The organism is Parasphingorhabdus sp., assembly GCF_036963705.1.
GTDB lineage: Bacteria > Pseudomonadota > Alphaproteobacteria > Sphingomonadales > Sphingomonadaceae > Parasphingorhabdus.
This window is the reverse complement of record NZ_JBALUT010000022.1, coordinates 1-15,202: the sequence shown is the minus strand read 5'-3', so window position 1 is coordinate 15,202 and position 15,202 is coordinate 1. Positions and strand designations below refer to the sequence as shown.

15 protein-coding genes and 1 pseudogene are annotated in these 15,202 nt (G+C 53.2%); 6 read left to right on the top strand and 10 right to left on the bottom strand.

Annotated elements, in window-relative coordinates; all coding sequences use genetic code 11:
- Positions 1-31: 31 nt before the first annotated feature.
- The 3 genes from V7680_RS07265 to V7680_RS07255 form a co-directional block, all read right to left on the bottom strand.
- Positions 32-1,786, bottom strand: a complete 1,755-nt coding sequence (locus V7680_RS07265; protein ID WP_335652621.1) for a sodium:solute symporter family protein — start codon at positions 1,784-1,786, stop codon at positions 32-34.
- A 9-nt stretch (positions 1,787-1,795) separates the two neighbouring features.
- On the bottom strand, positions 1,796-2,089 hold the full coding sequence (locus tag V7680_RS07260; RefSeq protein ID WP_335652620.1) for a DUF4212 domain-containing protein: 294 nt from the start codon (positions 2,087-2,089) through the stop codon (positions 1,796-1,798).
- A 121-nt stretch (positions 2,090-2,210) separates the two neighbouring features.
- The gene (locus V7680_RS07255; protein ID WP_335652619.1) at positions 2,211-2,777 is read right to left on the bottom strand and encodes a TetR/AcrR family transcriptional regulator; all 567 of its coding nucleotides are present in this window, start codon (positions 2,775-2,777) and stop codon (positions 2,211-2,213) included.
- Positions 2,778-2,925: 148 nt separating this feature from the next.
- Here V7680_RS07255 and V7680_RS07250 point away from each other — a divergent pair, with 148 nt between their 5' ends.
- Positions 2,926-3,423: a MarR family winged helix-turn-helix transcriptional regulator gene (locus tag V7680_RS07250; protein ID WP_335652618.1), complete on the top strand. Its 498-nt coding sequence runs from the start codon at positions 2,926-2,928 to the stop codon at positions 3,421-3,423.
- Positions 3,424-3,442: 19 nt separating this feature from the next.
- Here V7680_RS07250 and V7680_RS07245 read toward each other — a convergent pair whose 3' ends face one another.
- From V7680_RS07245 to V7680_RS07230, 4 genes are all read right to left on the bottom strand, one after another.
- The gene (locus tag V7680_RS07245) at positions 3,443-3,616 is read right to left on the bottom strand and encodes a hypothetical protein (protein ID WP_335652617.1); all 174 of its coding nucleotides are present in this window, start codon (positions 3,614-3,616) and stop codon (positions 3,443-3,445) included.
- A gap of 476 nt (positions 3,617-4,092) precedes the next feature.
- The gene (parC, locus tag V7680_RS07240) at positions 4,093-6,366 is read right to left on the bottom strand and encodes a DNA topoisomerase IV subunit A (protein WP_335652616.1); all 2,274 of its coding nucleotides are present in this window, start codon (positions 6,364-6,366) and stop codon (positions 4,093-4,095) included.
- 84 nt (positions 6,367-6,450) lie between these two features.
- Positions 6,451-7,233 carry a ceramidase domain-containing protein gene (locus V7680_RS07235; protein WP_335652615.1) on the bottom strand — a complete coding sequence of 261 codons (783 nt, stop codon included), beginning with the start codon at positions 7,231-7,233 and terminating at the stop codon, positions 6,451-6,453.
- On the bottom strand, positions 7,230-7,676 hold the full coding sequence (locus tag V7680_RS07230) for a hypothetical protein (RefSeq protein WP_335652614.1): 447 nt from the start codon (positions 7,674-7,676) through the stop codon (positions 7,230-7,232). The genes V7680_RS07235 and V7680_RS07230 overlap by 4 nt, the downstream gene beginning before the upstream one ends.
- 192 nt (positions 7,677-7,868) lie before the next feature.
- On the opposite strand from V7680_RS07230, the gene purC reads away from it, so the two are divergent.
- From purC to purQ, 5 genes are all read left to right on the top strand, one after another.
- Positions 7,869-8,645, top strand: a complete 777-nt coding sequence (gene purC / locus V7680_RS07225) for a phosphoribosylaminoimidazolesuccinocarboxamide synthase (RefSeq protein ID WP_335652613.1) — start codon at positions 7,869-7,871, stop codon at positions 8,643-8,645.
- 153 nt (positions 8,646-8,798) lie between these two features.
- Positions 8,799-10,082: a transferrin-binding protein-like solute binding protein gene (locus tag V7680_RS07220; RefSeq protein ID WP_335652612.1), complete on the top strand. Its 1,284-nt coding sequence runs from the start codon at positions 8,799-8,801 to the stop codon at positions 10,080-10,082.
- A 45-nt stretch (positions 10,083-10,127) separates the two neighbouring features.
- Entirely contained in the window at positions 10,128-11,510 is a 1,383-nt protein-coding gene (locus tag V7680_RS07215; protein ID WP_335652611.1) for a surface lipoprotein assembly modifier, read from the top strand.
- Between the two features lie 118 nt (positions 11,511-11,628).
- Positions 11,629-11,883: a phosphoribosylformylglycinamidine synthase subunit PurS gene (gene purS / locus V7680_RS07210; protein WP_335652610.1), complete on the top strand. Its 255-nt coding sequence runs from the start codon at positions 11,629-11,631 to the stop codon at positions 11,881-11,883.
- Positions 11,883-12,539: a phosphoribosylformylglycinamidine synthase subunit PurQ gene (purQ, locus tag V7680_RS07205; protein WP_335652609.1), complete on the top strand. Its 657-nt coding sequence runs from the start codon at positions 11,883-11,885 to the stop codon at positions 12,537-12,539. The genes purS and purQ overlap by 1 nt, the downstream gene beginning before the upstream one ends.
- Before the next feature lie 386 nt (positions 12,540-12,925).
- On the opposite strand, the gene V7680_RS07200 is transcribed toward purQ, so the two are convergent.
- From V7680_RS07200 to V7680_RS07190, 3 genes and pseudogenes are all read right to left on the bottom strand, one after another.
- Positions 12,926-14,035 (bottom strand): OmpA family protein, encoded by a 1,110-nt coding sequence (locus V7680_RS07200; RefSeq protein ID WP_335652608.1) that lies wholly within the window; start codon positions 14,033-14,035, stop codon positions 12,926-12,928.
- Between the two features lie 191 nt (positions 14,036-14,226).
- Positions 14,227-14,676: a DUF2793 domain-containing protein gene (locus V7680_RS07195; protein ID WP_335652607.1), complete on the bottom strand. Its 450-nt coding sequence runs from the start codon at positions 14,674-14,676 to the stop codon at positions 14,227-14,229.
- Positions 14,677-14,721: 45 nt separating this feature from the next.
- A pseudogene (locus V7680_RS07190) lies at positions 14,722-15,202 on the bottom strand (hypothetical protein); the annotation flags it as partial.

The window sequence follows — 15,202 nt, the reverse complement described above, 5'->3', positions numbered from 1 at the left end:
CGGTGAACCACATGCGACATCTGTCCTAGACTCAAGTTCTCGGTACCCTGATCTTGTCGACCAGCCAGCCGATCTCCTTCGGCGGCGCTTTGGTGAATCTCGCCACCGCTATCGCCACCGAGAAATTCAGAACCATCCCGATCAGACCAATGCCTTCGGGTGATATTCCGAAAAGCCAATTGGCCTCGACATTGCTTTCCGGCGACCAGAGTTTGAACCAGCCGATATAGAGGAAGGTGAAGCTCAGGCCGGTCAGCATGCCGGCAATCGCGCCTTCGCGGTTCATCCGTTTGGAGAATATGCCCATGAAGATCGCCGGGAACAGAGACGCAGCGGCAAGGCCAAAGGCAAAGGCCACCACCTGCGCGACCCAGCCGGGCGGATAGATGCCGAGATAGCCGGCAACGAATATCGCAGCAGTAGCGGCAAGACGCGCGGCGAGAAGCTCGCCCTTCTCGGTGATATCTGGCCGGAAAGTCTGCTTAAGCAGATCATGGCTGATCGAGGAGGAGATAACGAGCAACAGACCCGCGGCCGTCGATAATGCCGCCGCTAGTCCTCCGGCGGCAACCAGCGCAATCACCCAACCGGGCAGATTGGCGATCTCCGGATTGGCCAGGACCATGATATCGCGGTCGACATAGACCTCGTTGATATTGTCGTCCGCTGCAGCATTGGCGACAATCCGCTCACCATTGGCGCCGATATCTCCGGCAAATTCCGGTGCGCCCTCGAACGGGTCGCCCTTGCCCAACTGCATTCTGCCGTCGCCATTCTTGTCGCGCCAGGCGATCAGATCATTGCTCTCCCAATTCTTGAACCATTCGGGGGCCTGCGCATATTCGACATTGTTGACGCTGTCGATGAAGTTAAGCCGGGCAAAGGCGCCTACCGCAGGTGCGGTCGTGTAGAGCAGAGCAATGAACACCAGCGCCCATCCGGCCGACTTGCGCGCGTCAGAAGCCTTGGGCACGGTGAAGAACCGGACGATAACATGCGGCAGGCCAGCCGTCCCGACCATCAGCGCAGCGGTGATGCAGAAGACATCGATCATCGACTTGCTGCCGTCGGTATAAGCGCCAAAGCCCATGTCCTGCAGCACCAGATCCAGTTTCTGGAGAACATAGAGCCCCGAGCCGTCATTGACCGTCGAGCCCAGTCCTAGTTGCGGAACCGGATTACCGGTGACCAGAAAGCTGATGAAAAAGGCGGGAACCATATAGGCGAAGATCAACACACAATATTGCGCGACCTGCGTATAGGTAACGCCCTTCATCCCGCCGAGCACGGCATAGACGAAGACGATAGCCATGCCGATGATGACACCAAGATTGATCGGCACATCGAGAAAGCGGGAGAAGACGATGCCGACGCCGCGCATTTGACCGGCGATATAGGTGAAGCTGATGAATATCAGGCAGATTACCGCGACCACCCGGGCGGCCTTCGAATAATAGCGCGTACCGATAAAGTCGGGGACCGTATATTGGCCGAATTTCTTGAGATAGGGCGCGAGCAGCAGCGCCAGCATTACATAGCCGCCGGTCCAGCCCATCAGATAGACCGAGCCGTCATAGCCGGAAAAAGCGATGATCCCGGCCATTGAAATGAAGCTCGCCGCCGACATCCAGTCTGCTGCGGTTGCCATGCCATTGACCACCGGATTGACCCCGCCGCCGGCGACATAAAATTCCTTGGTCGAACCGGCCCGCGACGCGATTGCAATGCCGATATAGAGCGCGAAGGACAGGCCAACAAACAGGTAAATGAGGGTCTGGGTAGTCATCAGCCGCGCTCAGTCATCAAGATCATATTGACGCTCGATCCGTTTCATCCGGACGTTGTAGATGATGATCAACAGAATGAAGAAATAGATCGCTCCCTGCTGCGCAAACCAGAAACCGAGCGGATAACCACCGATGTAAAATTGATCGAGAAAATCGCGGAAAATAATCCCCGCGCCGAAGGAAACGACGAACCAGATAGCCATTAGGGTCCACAATAACCGGATATTCTGTGACCAATAGGCCTTTTCCGTGACACTCGTTTCCGCGCCTTTATCCGGCGCATCTCGGTTAATATCGGGCAAGCTGGCCTCCCCTCCTTTTTGCACTGTCGATCAGACTAAGCGGCGGGAAGGATAAAGCAATCAAGTTTTCATATCGGAGATGGTCGGCGGCGGTCAGTTGGGATTGCTGGACAACCCTGATCTAATGAGCGATATCTTTTGCATTGGCGCCGACAATCCTCGACCGCAGCAAGCGAGTGGCCTCATCGTATAATTTTGAATTTTGATGGGCGCGAGCGATCAATTGAGCACCGTCGACCAGAGCGAGGCAGGCGTTTGCTTCTTCTGCAGGGTTGCCAATATCGATTATACTGCCATCCTGCAGTCCAAGCTTAAATGTGGCTGCGAGCCAGTCTATATTGATCCGATGAAACAACGCCAGATCATTAACGATTTTGGCCTGCAAGCTCTGCTGGTCAATATTGAGAGCGACCGACAAACAAATCGAGTCCCCCTCTTCAATCAAGCTTCTTGTTTCCAGAATATAGGCCATCAAACGATCGCCGGCACGGCTCTCTGTGTCTGCGACATGTTCGAGAAATGAAGAGATCTGACCGGAAAAACGTTTGAGCAAGGCAGCGATCAGGTCCGACTTTGAAGAGTAGTGATAGTAGATGCTGGACTTCTGAATTCCGACTTCGCATGCGACTTCATCGAGGCTAAACCCGTTATAGCCTCTTCTCCGCACAGCATTTTCCGCAGCGTTCATGATTGCTGTCTTTGTTGATATCGTTGTCACGCCTGCCATCAATCGCACATAGCACCGCGATCCCCTTATCCACAATGACATTTATTTTGATATTCTAGCACATTAGCGCTTGACCACGTTGACTACCGACCGTTCGGTCGGTACGGTTATGAAATTAGATTATGCGACGGGAGTATGTATGCGTCAGCACAAAGATTTTACCTTCATTGAAGCCAATACAAACAGTCCTAATGATAGTTCGCTTGAGCAGATGAAACTCTCGGTCCCAAAATCACAAACAGACAAGAGCTACGGCATAAGCCCGTCCAAAACCGCTAAATTCCTGCTGAAAAGCCGTGCCCTCAGGTCGGAACAATTCCGGGACATCACCTCCGGCATTGACGATGTTTCGTGGCATATCTTGCTTGATTTGGTCGCCGCTAAGAGCGCCTGCAAGCCGATTACGGTGCATGGCCTTGCAATCACCCACAATATGCCGATGAGTACTATGTCCAGATATGTCGATTATTTGGTCGGTGTCGGGTTGATCATTAAATCAGTCGACGCTCAAGACGATGAACAGGTGCTGTTGAAGCTGACCGCATATGGCGATATCCGGACCAGCAATGCCCTTGAGAATATCGGTCGTGAGCTTGCTGGTTTCTGACTTGATTTTGTCGAAAAAGCTAGGCGGCTTTTATTTTTCCACCGATCCGTTCGACTTCTGCCAACTGGCAAAGTTCCAGGATCGCAATATCAACATGGATAGCCGCTATGTTGGCATCGATAGAGTCGAGCTGCGATAAGATCTGCTCAAGCCGATCAATCCATTCGCACAAGGTCTCTTTATCTCTGCTCATCGGTTTAGAAGATTCTTCCTGTCATACGTGGAGCGCCGAAATCAGACCTGATTCAGATGACGCTTTTTTGTCGTCAAGTCAACTAATTCCAAATAGCTCGTCCGAAAGAAGACAAGTTTGGACGCATTTTTACCTATTCCGGTAAAAGTCCACACAACACCGAGGCAGACGGTAGATATTTTGCCAAATCACGGGTGATTAGACTGTCAGTTTACCCTCCATTCACCTGAAACCAAGCTTTCTCACTAAGAAACCGCCGATCTTCCAGAGCTCTGCTTCAAATTCCATGACCGATATTTACAGTACATGAACAATTATTCACTTTATCGAAAACAAATGTCTCAATATTTTGAGAGATAATCGCTCTATTCCCTGCAAATTTTTCCGAACGTTCAAAGGTATCTGCGTCAGGCATCTAAATCATTTTGCATCGATATATGCTGGCCAACCCTGAGGAAATGGCATCCTGCTCAGATCTAGTCAAACTTCCCGCTCTTCGGGAAACCCGTAGGTGGCAATCGTCCAGCTGCGCCGCGCGCAACCCGCCACATGGTCAGATCATTTTCGGTCCGGGTGCGTCCGCTGTCGCCGCCCATGGCCCAGCTCAAGCCGTCATCGTCATTAAACACGATCGCGTCCGACAGTCCGCCATCCTTGTAGCGCTGTAGCATGACACCCTGCCCCTTTGCCATTTCGGGCATCTCGCTGAGAGAGAATACGACCAGCTTGCGGTTTTCGCCGATCGCTGCGACGCGATTGGCGCCTTCCGGAATTTTGCGCACAACCAAAAGACGCGCGTCACCCTTCAGGTTTACGACCTGACGCCCCTTCTTGGTTTCCGCGACCACGTCCGCGATGCTGCAAATGAACCCGCGTCCCCAGCTGGAGGCGATCAGCAGCTTGCCCTTCAAATCCGCAACCATCAGCGTCATCGGCTCGGCATTGGCGTCGAGATCGACCATAGACCCTACCGGCTCGCCAAAGCCGCGCGCGCCGGGCAGCTTGTCCGCACCGAGCGTATAGAAGCGACCGTTATCGCAGCACATCAGCAGCTTGTCGGTCGTCTGCGCGTGGAAAGCATATTTCGGGCCATCACCCTCTTTGAACTTGAAACTGTCCGGTAAGGAGAGATCGGCGTGCCCCTTCATCGCCTTGATCCAGCCCCGCTGCGACATGATCACCGTGACAGGCTCTTTCTCGATAAAGGCTTCGAGCGAAATTTCCCTTGCCGGTGCCGCTTCGATAAGCATCGTGCGCCGTTTTCCCAACGCGGTGTCTTCGGCATAAAGCTTGCGCAGGTCAGCGAGGTCTTTCTTCAGTCTCGTCTTCTGCCGCGCCGGACTTTCGATCAGCTTTTCAAGCCCTTCCCGTTCCTCGAGTAGCTTGTCCCGCTCGCTACGCAATTCCATTTCTTCTAGCTTGCGCAAAGACCGCAGCCGCATATTGAGGATTGCCTCGGCCTGACGGTCGGTCAGCTTAAACTCGTCCATCAACATCGGCTTGGGTTCGTCATAATTGCGGATAATCTCGATCACCCGGTCGAGATTGAGATAGGCAATGATATAGCCTTCAAGCAGCTCCAGCCGACCATCAATTTTGTCGAGCCGATGCTGCGAACGACGGACTAGCACTTCAATCTGATGGACGATCCAGTGCTTCAGTACCTCGCTGATGCCCATCACCTTGGGCACCCGGTCCTTGTCGAGCACATTCATGTTGAGCGAGAAACGGTTCTCGAGATCGGACATCCGGAACAATGCGTTCATCAGATCTTCCGGATCGACCGCCCGGCTCTTCGGCTCCAGAATGATCCGCACCTGCTCGTCCGATTCGTCACGGATATCGGCGAGAATCGGTAATTTCTTGTCGGCAATAATCTGGGCAATCTGCTCGATCAGCTTGCCCTTTTGCACTTGGTACGGAATTTCGGTGATGACAATCTGCCACGCGCCGCGCCCCTCGGCGTCTTCCTTCTCCCACTTGCAGCGCACCCGCATCGCGCCGCGTCCGCTTTCATAAGCCGCGTCGATTACTGATTTGGGATCGACCAGCGTACCGCCGGTAGCGAGGTCCGGGCCGCGGACAATCGCCATGATCTCGGCATGCTCGGCCTTGGGAGAGTCGATCAAGAGCGTTGCGGCGTCGATAATCTCGTGGACATTATGCGACGGGATGCTGGTTGCCATGCCTACCGCAATACCGCTTGCACCATTGGCGAGCAGATTGGGGAAAAGTCCAGGCATGACCTCGGGCTCTTCATCTTCGCCATTATAGGTGGGTTTGAAATCGACTGTGCCTTCGTCGAGACCGTGCATCAGCTCGATCGCCGTGCGCGTCATGCGAGCCTCGGTATATCGATAGGCCGCAGCATTATCGCCGTCGATATTGCCGAAATTCCCTTGTCCATCGACTAATGGGTAGCGCAGCGAAAAGGTCTGGGCGAGGCGGACCATCGCGTCATAGACCGACTGGTCGCCATGCGGATGATATTTACCGATGACATCACCGACAACCCGGGCGCATTTCTTGTATCCCTGCGACGGATCGAGCTTCAGCATCCGCATTGCCCATAAAAGCCGGCGATGCACGGGTTTCAAACCATCGCGCAGATCCGGCAACGACCGGGCGGTAATCGTCGACATCGCGTAAATCAGATAACGTTCGGACAGCGCTGCATCAAAGGGCGCTTCGACTATCGCATCAAATTCATCTTCGGGTTCTTCGGGCGGGGCTTCGGTTACATCACTCATGGGAGGAGCGATAGCAGGGTGGATTCATGCTTGGTAGAGGGAAAGTAGAGGAAAGACGAAGGAGCATGGCTTCGCAGAGCAATTTTACGTCACGGGCCGTTCGCTACGATAATAGAGAAACGCGAACCACAACGCGACTGCACCAAGAAGATGCCAGACCGCATGCCCCTGCACCAGGCTTTCGGGGCTGCAAAGCTGGCCGCGCTGGTCCAGATTCCAGATCGTGAAGGCGACAATATTGGCGACAAGCCCGGCGATATAATAGCCGGTCCGGACCTGTGGACGCAGTGGCCTGGCAAAGACCAGTTCCAGCGTGATTGCGGCCAGCAGGATCACCGCGAAGAGCCAGCGGCGGACTTCGGGGAGCGCATAGAGCGTTGCAACAAGAATGACACAAAGCAGCGCATAATAGATCATCGCGCGCCTATCAGCGATGCCTCGCCATTTCGCGATCGCGATGATGAGAAAGAACCCGCTGACCAGATACATGCCCAGCACATCGAAAAACTGCCCCCACAGAGTTAGCGTAGCGTGGAGCAGGAACGATCCAACCCCTGTGACGATCGCGGCAACCCCGAGAATGCTAGCCGCCGGGGCCGGAAAAGCCGACAACCAGTCACGAGATCGGCCCACCAATATCATCAGAAAGCCGGCGAAGACAAAGCCGAACGATGAAAAACTGTTGGCAGGTTGCAGCAGAAACGAACCGGTTCTGGGCATTTCGCAAAAGCATCTGGTTTCGGTACAGGTCGCTGCAGCGAAACGCGACCAGTCGGGACCGAAGAGCATGAGCAACGCGAGTGTGATCGCCGCCGACACCGCTGTGAGCACTAGCGCGAAAAACAGCTTCCCGGAAATGTTGGTCATCGAGTCAACCAAGCTTCCGGCAGATCAAGGCCGTCCCGTTCATTGTCCCATATGATCCCCATGATCCACCAGCGACCGTTGGGCTTGCCATCGTTGCCTATGCCGTCATTCCAGAGATGGATCATATTCACGCCTCGAAACTGGATCTCGGAATGATCCGGCGTTTCACGCGCTTCATAAGTGGAATAGACATGGGCTACCTGGCCAAAAATATCGACTTTGCGGCCAATTTCGATCTCGTAAAAGGACCGGCCGGCGAGCATCGGGATCGATGCCTCGACAAATTCATCAAAGCTGAACGGATAAGCGACAGCCTTGCCATCCTCGATTCTCGTGCGAACCAGCACGCAGCGCGGATGATAGATTTCCCGGTCACGTTCCCAGTCCTGCCCACCGGGCGGACCTGATATACACTCATATAGCGTTTCCAGGACCTCATTCATGCTGTGATATTTATTCATTGCGATCACAATCTTTCGGTTAATCCGGTTAACCATCATGAAACGGGATTGTTTGCGCCGCAAGCTGCTTTCGCATATAGTAAGGCTCGGTTGCCCCGATCCGTTCAATCAGCCATGATTCGAACAATCGGGGCATGATTTTTTGTCGCTCTCTTTGCGAAGTGGAAACCAGCAATGTCCCGTCGTCGCCAAATTTATGAAGGCAAGGCCAAGATTCTTTATGAAGGCCCTGAGCCTGGCACGATCATCCAATATTTCAAGGATGATGCGACCGCGTTCAATGCCGAAAAAAAGGGCACGATCAACGGCAAGGGCGTGATCAACAATCGGATCAGCGAGCATATTTTCACGCTGCTCGGCCATATCGGCATCCCCAGCCACTTCATCCGCCGCCTCAATATGCGCGAACAGCTCGTCAAGCAGGTCGAGATTGTCCCGATTGAAGTGATTGTTCGCAATGTTGCGGCCGGTTCTCTTTCCAAACGCCTTGGCATTGAAGAGGGCACGCCGCTTCCGCACACTTTGCTGGAATATTGCTACAAGGATGATGCTCTCGGCGATCCGCTGGTAGCAGAAGAACATATCGCCTGCTTCGGCTGGGCAAGCCAGGAAGAGATGCAGGACATTTCTGCCATGGCTATCCGGATTAACGACTTCATGGCCGGGATGTTTGCCGGGATCGGTATCAAGCTGGTCGATTTCAAACTCGAATTCGGGCGAATTTTCGAAGGCGATTTCTCGCGCATCATCCTTGCTGACGAAATCAGCCCGGACGGTTGCCGTCTTTGGGATATCAAGACCAACGAGAAGCTCGACAAGGACCGGTTCCGCCGCGATCTTGGCGGAGAAGCCGAGGCCTATCAGGAAGTTGCCCGTCGTCTGGGCCTTTTCCCGGAAGGCGAAAGCGAAGTGCTGGACTTAAATAGTGAACGAAAGAAGCGCGGAAAGTAACCATAGTTTTTCGGGCCGTGGTTAGGTGATCATGCGATTAACCCCGTCAAGGGGGCGGTAGTATCCCGTGAATATCGCTTATGGTTTACGCGAATTTAACCATTGAAATGATAGCACCGCCCTCATGTGGAACTCATGTGAGGAACTTTTCCAATGCGCTTACTAATTTTGCTCGCTACGACAACGATGCTCGCCGCCTGCGGCGGAGCCGGTCCTCAATCCGTGGGCAGCAGTGCGCCGCCAACTGGCGGCACAGGCAGTGGTGGCGGCACCAGCGGCGGAACGGCTCACACATTTGTCAGTCCTCAAGATCCCAAAACCTATAAAGCGGTGGGTAGTTCGCATAGCTATGCCTATAGTCAGGCAGTATCAGTCCAAGCCGACGCCACCGGAGCTGCTATCCCTGGCACGCGAACCGCATCTCAAACTGGCCAGCTTTACCAAGGCGACGCAACGACTGTACGCGATTCGAACCTTACCATTGCCTACAACCCTCGCGACGCTATTTTCGATGTTAGCTTCAATAACCCAACCGCCGGTACAACAGCGACTAGCCGATTTCAGGATCCTCTCCACAGAACTAACTTTGGCGGCGTGGTAGAACCTCAGCGGGGGACCCCAAATCTGGGCTCAGCGGCTTGGAATATTTCGGGTGTTAACTATCTGGAGAGCGGCACCAGCGATAATGTGTATTACGATCCAGGCCTTCCCGGCGAATTCGTGTTCGAGCTTCTCGATCCAGAACTCCCCGGCAGCTATAATTCAACGACTTTTTTCTATCAAACGCCGGGTACAGAAACTCAATATGTAACTTTCGCCGGATATTTGCGCAACCAAGCGTCTGTTAGTCGACAAGACCAAGCCAACGGCAATGGCACAACAACCGGCGTTACGGTGCAATCAAACACATTTGAACGTGGCGCATTTGCTTATGGCGAATTGACTGCGAACGATAAGGTTCCGACCACCGGCACCGGTGCGTTCGAGGGCTCAATGCTAGCATCGATGGTGTTTAACGATCAGCCAGATACTACTGGGAATTTTGACACTTATTTTCAATGGATAGCTGGCACAGCCACAACCAATATTGACTTTGGCGCCAACACTTTCTCTCTATCCCTAGATGGTAACGTTGGCGCACCGCTGTTCGATGGCACCAGTGGCCAGCATAGCGTCCTAGAAGATGCCCTTTTCCGAGCAAATGGAGGAGGCAGCATCAATTTGGTCAACGCTGGTGGATTCTTGGGTCAGTTCAACGAAGCATGGTTCGTCAATCCTGGCGGTGCACGCTTGGATCTGGTCATCGCAGGGTCTAGCATCAATGGCGCCTTTTATGGGCCCAACGGTACCGAAATTGGTGGTGGCTATCGAATCGTTGGCGGTACTCCGGATGAACGGATTGATATCTTGGGAACTTTTGTTGGCAAGAAGCCCTAGAGACCAAGGATGATTACGTCTGAATTTCTGCTCAAAGCTACAGCTATGTCTTGCATAACCATTGCAGGATTCGGCGAGGCGCAGGCGTCAACTTCTTTAGCGACTACGGTCGACGCAGCCGCGGATATCGCTCCAAAGTTGCAGCCAACCTGTGATGCTGGCGGAAAATGTCATGTTCAGGTGACACCAACGCAGTTGCTCGCGAAGGCAGAGGCACTAATTCAGGAAAAAAACTATCAAGCGGCACTTCCGTTGGTCGATGCGCTTGGACAGGTTCCTGAACTACAAATGCAGCAACGGTTTCTGGCTGGATATATCGCAATCGAAACTGGCGACGTAGATGGCGCAATCATCAAATTCCGGTCAATTCTGGATGACAATCCTGGCCAGACCCGGGTCAGGCTGGAACTAGCCAGAGCCTATTTGATGACTGGCAAGGAAGCCAGCGCAGATTATCACTTCCGTCTCGCCCAGAATGACGACAATCTACCGGATGAAATCGCCCAGACTATTCGCAATACCCGCAGTATTTTGCGTGATCAGCGGGTATGGCGGTTCAGTTTCGATTTTGGATTTGCCCCGGATACCAATATCAACGGTGCTACCAATGCCGAAACGATCGACATCAACTTTGGCCCCATCAAACTCCCCTTGCAACTGGATGAAAACGCACGCGAGCGTTCCGGCATTGGTCAAACAGCTGGGTTCTCCGGGGGGATACGCGTAAAGGCCAATGATCGACTGGCTCTATTGCTTGATGCCGATAGTAAAATCATAAATTACGACGGCAAGGATGCCGACGACATTGTCGTTCAGGTGGCCGCTGGCCCAGAGCTTCGCATCGCTCGCTATGCCAGTCTATCGTTGCAGGCTGTCGGCCTTCAGCGCTGGTATGGCGGTCAGCTCGCTACCCGGGAGTATGGCGGCAAGTTCGGCTATCAGCAGGCGCTCAGCGAAGGCCAGAGGTTGGGCCTTGAGCTGGATGCCCGCCGCACGGAATCACAGTTTAGCGACGCCTACAGCGGTTGGCAGCTAGGTGCCAATGTCACCTACGAACATGTTATCGGCAAATCCCTGATCGCCTCTGCCAGTGTTTTTACGCGCCGTGATCTGCTCAACGCTGACGGCTTCTCCAGTCTCAACTATGGCATGAATCTTGGTATTGGTGGAGAATTACCGCTCGGCCTGAACGCAGGCGTTTCGGCCAGTGTCAGTCGTTCCGAATTTGATGCACCCTTGTTGCTCTATTCCACGGAAAAGAGAGAAGACTGGAGGGGCTTCGCTCGCGCCTATATTGGCAGTCGGAAAATCAAATTTCTCGGCTTCTCGCCTTCCATAGACTATAATTATTCCCGGGTAGACAGCAATTACGACCTGTATGAAATGAACCGCCACCGCGTAAATTTTAAATTTGCACGCTATTTCTGAAGCCCAATCAACGCATTTCACCGCCTGACATTTCCATTTTGCTTTCTTGCTCTTGCCCCTGCTAAACTTGCCGCTATAGCAAGGCGATATTGGCTGCGGAACAACGCGAGGGCGACGGATGAAAGTCAGAATATTTGTAACGCTGAAAGATGGCGTATTGGATCCCCAGGGAAAAGCCATCCATCATGCGCTGGAAAGCCTCGACTTTTCAGGCGTCAATGACGTCCGTGCTGGGAAGCTGATCGAGCTCGATGTTGATGCATCTGTTGGGCGCGTTGAAATCGAAAAAATGTGCGACAAGCTGCTCGCGAATACTGTGATCGAAAATTATGAAATCGAGATCGCGGATTCGACACAGGAGACCGTGGGCTGATGCAATCTGCGGTGATCGTCTTTCCCGGCTCAAATTGTGACCGCGACATGGCCGTCGCCTTGGAAAAGGTTTCCGGCAACAAGCCCCATATGGTCTGGCACGGTGACAGCGAACTTCCTTCGGGGATCGACCTGGTCGCCATCCCAGGCGGTTTTTCTTATGGTGATTATCTAAGATCAGGGGCGATGGCGTCCCGCTCAAACATCATCAGTGCCGTCGTTGAGGCAGCACAGCGTGGCGTCAAAATATTAGGCGTGTGCAACGGGTTTCAAATCCTGACCGAAATCGGATTATTGCCTGGTGCGCTGATGAGAAACAGCAAGATCAATTTTATCTGCAAGGATGCTGAACTCGATGTCACCAATTGTGATACGATTTTCACCTCACGCTTTACGGAAAATACGCCGATCTCGGTTCCAGTTGCCCATCATGACGGCAATTTCTTCGCTGACGCAAGCACGTTGGATAAGTTGGAAAGCCAAGGCCAGATAGTGTTTCGATATAGAAGTGATATCAATGGGTCCTCGCGGAATATCGCCGGTATCATCAATGAAACAGGAAATGTCTTGGGGATGATGCCGCACCCCGAACGTGCCGTCGACAGCAAGCACGGCGGGACGGATGGATTGCCGTTGTTCGAAAGCCTGATGAACTAGGACTTGGTACTTCGCCAAAATTCAAGGCCGTCGTTCGGGAAGACGCGATTCCAATAATCTGGATTCAGCAGGCCGGATACGCGGATAAAGTTCGTAAACCCGCCTTTTTAGAATCACCCGCACTCTGCTTTGGTCCAGATCATCGGACAAAGCATATTGTCTGGCTGACGTCTATCGGACGCAAATGCGGCCATGCTTACTCTTTAATCCCGTCAGATAGTCCAGTTACTGTGAAACTCAAACGGGACCAACGTCCGTAGCGCGTTGGTCGACACGATTATATCTGCCCAAAAGAAAGATCGCGAAACCGCCTTAGTTGCAGAGCTGAAACGAAAAAGGGCCGGTCCGAAGACCAGCCCTTTTCACAATTAATATTTATGTTGGTATTAGTTACCCGAACCAGGTCCGTACATAACTTCAACACGACGGTTCTGCGGTTCGCGAACACCGTCTGCAGTGTCAACGCGAGGACGCGATTCACCGAAGGCTTCGCTTGCGATCGCGCCGGCACCAATGCCACGCGATTCAAGGTAAGCACGAACAGCACCGTTGCGACGCTGGGACAGACCGACGTTGTAGCTGGCAGAACCAGATTTGTCAGCGTGACCAGCCAGCATGACCTGAGCCGAACCACAATCACCATATGCGGTAACCGCATTGTCGAGAACCGAAGCCGCTTCTGGTGTGATATCCGACTGATCCCAGTCAAAGAACACAATATAAGGGCCAGGCGCACATACTGCCGGTGGTGGTGGTGGTGGCGGTGGTGGCGGTGGTGGTGGTGGTGGCGGTGGCGGTGGCGGTGGTGGTGCCGCTGGTTCGCCGCCAAAGTTGTAAATCAAGCTACCCAGAATCGAGTGGGTCCGCAGACGCGTGTCAGCCGTACGGCCAACTTGGTCTACGAGGTTGATTTTTTCAGCATTGAAGAAACGATATTTCAGTCCAACATCCCAGCTATCGCTCAACGGAGCACGAACGCCAGCAAGCAATTGCCATGCTACGCCTGTATCCGAATCATCGATATAAGGTCCGGCAAAGATGTTCGTCACTTCGGTCCGTGCAACACCGACACCGGCGCCAACAAAGCCCTGGATGCCGTCATCGTCACCAAAGTCCAGCATACCGTTCAGCATGAAGCTGAGCGCGTTTACTTCGCCATTGATTGGAAAAGTACCAGTGACTAATCCGCCAGCACCGTTTGCAGCACCAGGAATACCTGGGGCAAGAGCTTCTACGCGATTGGCTGCTGCAGCTTTATATCCAACTTCGGCTTCCAGACGGAAACCTCCGAAGTCATAACCTACAATACCGTCAAAATCATAACCGGCGTCATGATCAACTTCGAATGCACCGTCGTTGCCGGCAACATCGATAGACAGATCTTCAGCGATCATTGCACCGCCCTCAACACCAACATACCACTGGCCATCACGGGCCAGAGCAGGTGTAGCGAGCGCTGTGGAGGCAAGCGCCAGTCCTAAGGCAAGCTTCCGCATTTATATTCCCCTTCTCATTTAGGTTCTAAATTTCACGCCGCTTTCTAACCTCTAGCCACGGTCAGTGCAAGCAGCCAAATCGCATAACTGTTGCGAAAATGTCGCCATTTGCGGTGTTTAGTCCAAAAAATGGCTTTGAGAATCGGTTAAGTCCGGTGATTCAGCTTTTCCATAGGTCTCTGAATAGGTTATCATGTGCCGAATTTGAGAATTCCGTGGGCTTCAAGGGCCGTCAAAATCGAATCGATGGAGCCTCGAGCCTCTGCATCAATGAAAGAACCCGCCACCGGACTTCCGACTTCAATCGCCAACTGCCAGGATTCGCGATAAATTGCGAAGTTGTCGGCCGATTCAATATAGACACGCATCGATGGCAGCGGCGAGAAAAATTGCCAGCCATTACCCGACCAGCCAGCAATTTGATCATCATGATCCAGCCAGTCATCTGTTGCGCCGGAGCCTACGAGCCAGGACTGGCCGGCAACGGGAGTAATGGTCGTCGGATCGGTTTCAATTGCCTGTACGACCGGGTGGATCAAAAAGTCGATGCGGGCGAGGGCTGCGTTATGGAACAGCTCCTTGTGAGCCTGCCCTGCGGCAAGCAACGGCAATTCAAGCCGGGCGGTTTCTAGTAAAGCCATATTCTATTCTTTCCAATAATTTTACTACGACCTAGTTCAGAGAATTTATATTGGCATTTCAACTACCAATGCTTCTGAAACACCAAAGGCTCCAATCTGGTAGACCTTGGCTATCAGGCTATCGAATTCCCCCGCTTGAAACGGTCCAATTTGGTCCGCGGATATAATTACATTCGGCATTTCCGACTCAATCATGATGGATGCGCCAGAACCCCCTGCCGGCGACAGTTCCAAACGATATTTCTCGACCTCCTCAGCCAGCGGCACTTCGACATGATCGGGCCAGATCATTCCCGCCCGAGACCGTCTGGTCCAGCGAATTTCGAGATCGCCATTATCTAGAAAATTCCACTCAGGATGAACCGGTGACCATGGCATCAAGGCCCGCCCCGCCGATGCAATCTCGGCCTTGACCGGGACAAGATCGTCTCTCCCTAAAGCGAAGAGGGTCGTGGGTGAAAACGGGGAATAAGCTGCCGGACCGACGGCCAGCAACGAACTCGCGTCTAGCAGGGCAAAATCTTCA

What these genes read in the sequence shown, in the direction of transcription:
- V7680_RS07265 (WP_335652621.1), bottom strand. Translation starts at nt 1,786, where the DNA reads ATGACTACCCAGACCCTCATTTACCTGTTTGTTGGCCTGTCCTTCGCG.
- V7680_RS07255 (WP_335652619.1), bottom strand. Translation starts at nt 2,777, where the DNA reads ATGAACGCTGCGGAAAATGCTGTGCGGAGAAGAGGCTATAACGGGTTT.
- V7680_RS07250 (WP_335652618.1), top strand. Translation starts at nt 2,926, where the DNA reads ATGAAATTAGATTATGCGACGGGAGTATGTATGCGTCAGCACAAAGAT.
- V7680_RS07245 (WP_335652617.1), bottom strand. Translation starts at nt 3,616, where the DNA reads ATGAGCAGAGATAAAGAGACCTTGTGCGAATGGATTGATCGGCTTGAG.
- parC (WP_335652616.1), bottom strand. Translation starts at nt 6,366, where the DNA reads ATGAGTGATGTAACCGAAGCCCCGCCCGAAGAACCCGAAGATGAATTT.
- V7680_RS07235 (WP_335652615.1), bottom strand. Translation starts at nt 7,233, where the DNA reads ATGACCAACATTTCCGGGAAGCTGTTTTTCGCGCTAGTGCTCACAGCG.
- V7680_RS07230 (WP_335652614.1), bottom strand. Translation starts at nt 7,676, where the DNA reads ATGAATGAGGTCCTGGAAACGCTATATGAGTGTATATCAGGTCCGCCC.
- purC (WP_335652613.1), top strand. Translation starts at nt 7,869, where the DNA reads ATGTCCCGTCGTCGCCAAATTTATGAAGGCAAGGCCAAGATTCTTTAT.
- V7680_RS07220 (WP_335652612.1), top strand. Translation starts at nt 8,799, where the DNA reads ATGCGCTTACTAATTTTGCTCGCTACGACAACGATGCTCGCCGCCTGC.
- V7680_RS07215 (WP_335652611.1), top strand. Translation starts at nt 10,128, where the DNA reads ATGTCTTGCATAACCATTGCAGGATTCGGCGAGGCGCAGGCGTCAACT.
- purS (WP_335652610.1), top strand. Translation starts at nt 11,629, where the DNA reads ATGAAAGTCAGAATATTTGTAACGCTGAAAGATGGCGTATTGGATCCC.
- purQ (WP_335652609.1), top strand. Translation starts at nt 11,883, where the DNA reads ATGCAATCTGCGGTGATCGTCTTTCCCGGCTCAAATTGTGACCGCGAC.
- V7680_RS07200 (WP_335652608.1), bottom strand. Translation starts at nt 14,035, where the DNA reads ATGCGGAAGCTTGCCTTAGGACTGGCGCTTGCCTCCACAGCGCTCGCT.
- V7680_RS07195 (WP_335652607.1), bottom strand. Translation starts at nt 14,676, where the DNA reads ATGGCTTTACTAGAAACCGCCCGGCTTGAATTGCCGTTGCTTGCCGCA.